A 5,659-nucleotide genomic window follows, 5' to 3' on the forward strand; every position below is an offset into this window, starting at 1 on the left:
CGCACGGCCCAGGGAACGCCGACTGGCATCGGGCAGGGCGTGCGGGTGCCGTGACCGGCCCCGCGAGGGCGTCGTTTCGATGATGAACGCCGCACACGGCGGCAACACCACGTGAGGGGCGGGGCTTTCAGAGGTGTCGCAACACAACACTGCGGCTTCGGCTGCTTCACCGGCCGCATCCGCCCCGCCGCCCGGCCCGTCCCATCCGCCTGCGGGCGAGGTGGTGCCCCGGGGCGAGGCGCGCTGGGCCTGGCTGCTCAGTGACGGCGGTGAGCCCCGGAACTGGATACTTTTCCTGGCTCCGCTGGTGGGCTGGCACGACGGTGGATGGGCCGGCATCGGCTGGGGGGTGTTCGCGGCGGTGTTCACGGCGGTGCTGCCCACGCTGATCCTGGGGTTCGGTGAGCGCCGCCGGTACTGGGGGGACAGGCATGTGCGGCGGCGGCAGGATCGTATCGTGGCCGCTCCCGGGGTGATGGCCTCGGTCATCACCGGCACCGCGCTGCTGTACGGGCTCAGGGCTCCCGTCGAGGTGACGGCCCTGGTGACGGCGATGCTCGCCGTCCTGCTCGCCTTACTGGTGATCACCTTCTTCTGGAAGGTGTCGGTTCACTCCGCGGTCGCTTCCGGCGCCCTGACCATCCTGGCAACGGACTTCGGCCCCTGGCTGCTTGTGCTGACCCCCCTGGTGGTGCTGATCGGCTGGTCCCGGATCCGGCTGCGTTGCCACACCGTTGGCCAGGTCACTGTCGGGGTGCTGATCGGCGCGGCGGTCAGCGCACCTGTCTACACACTCCTGGGGTAACGGATATGAACCGGTTCCCGGATCCGAGCCCCGCCGATCTGGTCATGGTCAAGGCCGAACAGCTTGCGGAGCACCCGGAGGCCAACGCGACGGTCGAGGTGGTGCTGCATCTGACCGGCGCCGTGCCCGATCTGGCCGGTCTGCGGGAGCACGTGACCGCGCGCCTTGCCGATCTCCCTTGTCTGTCGCATGTCCTGACTGGCGACGGGCCGGCGGCACGGTGGATCCTTGCCGTCCCGGATATGGCCCGGCATGTTCGCGATCAGCGGGTGGCCAGTGAGCCGGAGGCTCTTGAGGCGACTGTGCGGCTTCTGCTGCGAGAGCCTTGGACGGAGGGGGCCCCGACCTGGCGCATGATCCTCCTGCACGGTCACGTGCCCGACGGGTTCGCTCTGCTGTATCTCACCCACCACGCCGTCCAGGACGGCGCCAACGTCGTCACGATCATGGAAGTGCTGTTCGGGCCGCATCTGCTGCCGGAGCAGTTCTCAGTGCTCACCCGGGACGTCTCCCCGATTCCTCGGCCCCGCCTGAGCCAAGCCCTGCGCAGCGCCGTGACTCTGCAGCGCCACGCGCGCCGGCACCAGATGTGGCAGTCCGCCGCGCATCCGCCGTCCAGCCGCCGTCACACGCTGTGGGCCCAGACGCCCTCCGCTGCCTTGCATACCGCGGCCCGCGCCGGCGGAGCCGGCACCAACGACATCTACCTCACCGCCCTGGTCCACGCGATCACCCAATGGGCCGAAGACGCTTGGCCCCGAGCCACCAACGTGGCGATCCCCGTGATGGTTCCCGTCAACCTGCGCACGCCCGACGAAGTGGCGGCGCCCGGCAACCGGCTGTTCCTGACCCGGATCGACCTGCCCGGCGCCACCATGCCTGTGGGCCGGCGGCTGGAACGCACACGGGCCGTCACCCCTGCCCTGAAGTCCGCCGGACACAAGACGGTGCACCGAGCGGCTCTCACCCGCCTTCCCCGGCGGCTGCTCCAGCGCCTCGTGGCCGCGAGCACCGTCCCGGGTCGGCTTACCGTATGCGCCTCCTACGTCGTGGTGCGCCAACGTCTGCACTACGGCGAGGCGGCAGTACACCGCATCGACCCCATCATCTGCTGCCCGCCCGGCGTCCCCATGGCCGTTGTGGCGGTCAGCTACGGGGACACGACCAGTGCATGCTTCCGTATCGACCAAGCCCTCCCCGGCGCCGTCAGCCTTCCCGCACACTGGCGTCAGGCCCTCGCGGACCTGGCGGCCCCAGCCCCGCCGACCACGGGTTCCGATCCCGCGCCCGCGGGGCGCACACCGGCCGGGTCCGCCACAACCGTCGTGCGTGCGCTGGTCACATGGCTCGCTCGATGCTCCACAGCGGCAGGTGTTCGAAGAAGGTGACCGCTTCCTCACGCCACTGTGACCTCCAGCCGGCGGCCACGGTGGAAGCCTGCTCTGCATAGCGCCGCATGTCCGCCTGCATCCGGACCGTCACACCACGGTTCTCACCGATCTCCCGGACTGCGGCGACCGTTTCCGGCGTGCAAGACGGGTCACCGAGCGCGGCCTGCACCAGCGCACGCTCGGTGCCATCGACGGCGGACAGCAGGGCACTGACGGTGTAGGTGTGCTTCCCGTCACGGATGTCGGTGCCGGTCGGCTTACCCATGGTGACCGCGTCCCCGAACAGGTCCAGGTAGTCATCGCGCATCTGCCCGCAGATCCCCACCAGCCGTGCGTACTCGCGCAGTTCCTAGACGACGAGGTCCGGTTGCTCGCCCGCGGCCAGGAGTCCGAGTTGCATGGGGGCGAGGATCGAGTAGCGGGCGGACTTGTAGTCGGCCACGCAGTGCAAGATCTCCTCCCCGGCGGTGGCGCTGAAGTCGCGTTCCAGGTCGATGATCTGGCCCACGAACGTGTCGGCCGCCGCCCGCGTCTGCACCTCGATCATGGCCTGCCGCACCGTGACAGGCAGTTTCGCGTCCAGCAGCACCCGCAGGGACAGGGCCAGTGCGAGATCGCCAGCGAGCACGGTGAGACCAACGGCCGTCCGTGGGTGGCCGGGGAACCGTTCACGGTAGGCGTAGTAGGTGGAAGGGCCGCCGCGGCGGGTGGGGCTGTCGTCGATGAGGTCGTCGTGCACCAGGCCGTGGGTCTGCAGCAGCTCGATGCTCAGCGCGGCGGCGTCCAGTCCTTCGACCGGCTCGCCGGTTACCAGGCGAGCTGCCTCATGCAGCAGGACGACCCGCATCCGCTTGCCGCCCCGCAAGGACAATTCCCGCAGCAACTGCAGGCACTCTGGAGTGAAACGGCTGAACGACGGCGCATCGATCCCGGCGCTCAACGTGTCGAAGTACTCCTCGAAGAGCGTGTTGAACCGGCGCTCGTATCCGGCGACACGATCGAGAACCTGCTGGGTCATGACGAGTTCTTCCTGCTCGGGTTGGGTGACACAGTTGTAGACGCGCAGCGGTGAGGGCTGGTGCCCCGGGAACGCGGCGCGATGTCAGGAGGTGTACCGGGTCGCGGTGACCGCCAAGCCGCGCAGAGCACGGTCCGCGGCCTGCGGGAAGCCGGCCCCGTCCAGGACCTGCAGCACTTGTTCGTAGCGGGAAGCGATCATCCGCTCGGTCTGCTCCCGTGCCCCGGTGTCCTGCAGGATCGTCCGTACCTCGGCCGCCTCGCTCTCCCCCAGGTCGGCCCGGCCCACGAGGTGACGGAGCCGCTCCCGCTGGATCTGGTCGGCACGCTGCAGGCCCAGCGCCAGCAGAACGGTCCGTTTTCCTTCCCGAAGATCGCTCAGGCCCGGCCCGCACGCGCCGTCCGGGCTGCCGAAGACGTCCAGCAGGTCGTCCCTCAGTTGGAACGCCTCACCCAGCGGCAGGCCCAGCCGTGTGAAGACATCCATCGTGTCCTCACTGGCCCCGGCCCCGGCCACAGCAGCCCCCAGCTGAAGAGGCCGCTCGATGGTCGCGGTGGCGGTCTTGTACCGGATGATCCGCAAGGCTGCCTCGACATCGTCGGCGCCACGGCCGGTACCCATCACATCCAGGTACTGGCCGTACATCACCTCTTCCAGCATCGCGTCATGCAGCCTGTGCACCAGCCGATGGCGTTCAGGCTCCAACCGGGCGGTGTGCAGCAACTCCTGTGCCCACATCAACGCGAGGTTCCCCACCAGCAGCGCGCCACCCGCGCCCAGCCGGTCAGCCCGCTCGTCCTCTCCCAGCCGGGCACGCATCACGCGGTGGACGGCGGGGCGGCCCCGGCGGCTGGCCGAGTCGTCCATGATGTCGTCGTGGATGAGGGCAAAGGCCACGAACAGCTCCAACGACGCTGCCACACGCAACGCCGACGTCGCCTGCCCGTCTCCGCCTGCGGCATGCCAGCCCACCACACACAGCAACGCGCGGATCCGCTTCCCGCCGGCTGCCAAGAAGTCCCGCACGGCCTGCACCACCTCTGGTGGATGCCCCCGGCCCGCCGCCGCACGGGCCTTTTCGGACAGGAAGTCCTCAAGCACTGCATCTACCTGGCGCTGCACCGCGCGCAGATCGATCGCTTGCGCGTCGACCACACCCGAAGTCACCGATTCACCACTCCCAGCCGAGCAGAGTCGCGCCCCATCGGGACGGAGGAAGGTGATCGTAGGGGCTGCGCCCTGCGTCAGGGCTCTGGCGGCAACCTGGGCCGCTGGTCGGCCGCGTCGCCCATTTGGTCTGCATGATCCATCCAACGACCCGGACCGTTCAAGAACACGCGCCGACACCGCCCCTGCATACAGACGCGATGTGAATTCCGAGACGTGCAGCGGCTGTTCCGCTACCACCCCCCGGACCACGCCGACCGCGGGCCCGACCAGGGCAGGTCAGGGGTCGGTGATGTGGTCGAAGCCGCTCCGACTTACCCGGGCGGCGCCCACACATCTGGCTCAGCGCCCCGCCACTCCACCCAGGCCGCGCTCGCCACATCATCGGGCTCGACGTCTTCGACCCCCGTCCGGCGTAGGAACTCGGCGATGTCGAGCAGTGTGTACGCCATCCCCTAGAACCGGCTGCCGACGCGGACCCGCCGACCACCACCCTCGGCCGGCGGGTAGACGACGACCTTCGGCGCCCCGGTCACTCATCCAGGGTGGGGCGGCCGCCGGGAGCGCGCATGCGGGACGCTGGGGCCGTTCGTAGGCTCGGGGTGCTCGGGGTGATCACGGAGGTCTGCCGATGCCCCGAACCATCTGGTCAGGCGCCATCAGCTTCGGTCTCGTGACTTCTCTGAACTAGGCAGCGCGATCCGGCCCATGGAGTGGACATTGCCCGGGTCCGAGGAGGCGCTCAGAGGGTGTCGGCCCGTGGGCGGCTACTGCTGGCTCCGCGAACAGACCGGGTGATCATCTGTCAGACAAGCTCGCCCCGGAGCAGCCTGATCTGGGGCTGGCGACCTATAGGCCCCGCGCGCCGCGCTGCGGTAGCCGCCACAGGACTGCCGCCGCCTTAAGTTGACACACCCGCGTACTGCCCGCCGGGGCGGGTGCCGGTGATCACAGGTCGGTTTTGGGCTGCGCGGGGGCTGGCCGGTGGCCGGGGTCGGTCCCAATGGGCAGCCGGAGGGTGAAGGCGGCGCCGGGGCCGTTGGCGGCTTCCCCGGAGTGGGCGGGGGCGACGCTGAGGGTGCCGTCGTGGGCTGTGGCGATGCCTTGGGCGATGGACAGTCCGAGTCCGGTTCCGGTGGATTGGCCCGGTTGGCGGGCGCGGGCGGTCTGGAGGCGGACGAAGCGGTCGAAGATCCGGGTCCGGTCTTCGGGCGGGATGCCCGGGCCGTCGTCGGCGACGATGAGGACGGCCGTGCCGGGGTCTTCGGCCTTGACGGT

General features: G+C 69.7%; 4 protein-coding genes and 1 pseudogene. 2 read left to right on the forward strand and 3 right to left on the reverse strand.

The annotated features are described in order from the left end of the window. The first annotated feature begins 223 nt into the window (after nt 1–223). Both AQI95_RS43870 and AQI95_RS43875 read left to right on the forward strand, forming a co-directional pair. The gene (locus AQI95_RS43870; RefSeq protein ID WP_067137069.1) at nt 224–805 is read left to right on the forward strand and encodes a hypothetical protein; all 582 of its coding nucleotides are present in this window, start codon (nt 224–226) and stop codon (nt 803–805) included. A gap of 5 nt (nt 806–810) precedes the next feature. Next, nucleotides 811–2,193, forward strand: coding sequence for a wax ester/triacylglycerol synthase domain-containing protein (locus AQI95_RS43875; RefSeq protein ID WP_067137071.1), 1,383 nt, complete (start codon nt 811–813; stop codon nt 2,191–2,193). Here AQI95_RS43875 and AQI95_RS43880 read toward each other — a convergent pair. The 3 genes and pseudogenes from AQI95_RS43880 to AQI95_RS43895 form a co-directional block, all read right to left on the reverse strand. Beyond that, nucleotides 2,144–3,214, reverse strand: a pseudogene (locus AQI95_RS43880) (polyprenyl synthetase family protein). The gene AQI95_RS43875 and the pseudogene AQI95_RS43880 overlap by 50 nt on opposite strands. An 84-nt stretch (nt 3,215–3,298) precedes the next feature. Beyond that, nucleotides 3,299–4,381: a polyprenyl synthetase family protein gene (locus AQI95_RS43885; protein WP_067137073.1), complete on the reverse strand. Its 1,083-nt coding sequence runs from the start codon at nt 4,379–4,381 to the stop codon at nt 3,299–3,301. A 948-nt stretch (nt 4,382–5,329) separates the two neighbouring features. Next, nucleotides 5,330–5,659, reverse strand: a 330-nt coding sequence (locus AQI95_RS43895; protein WP_244189123.1) for an ATP-binding protein, incomplete at its 5' end; no start/stop codon positions are given.

Origin of the sequence: Streptomyces yokosukanensis (genome assembly GCF_001514035.1) — a bacterium.
GTDB classification, from domain to species: domain Bacteria; phylum Actinomycetota; class Actinomycetes; order Streptomycetales; family Streptomycetaceae; genus Streptomyces; species Streptomyces yokosukanensis.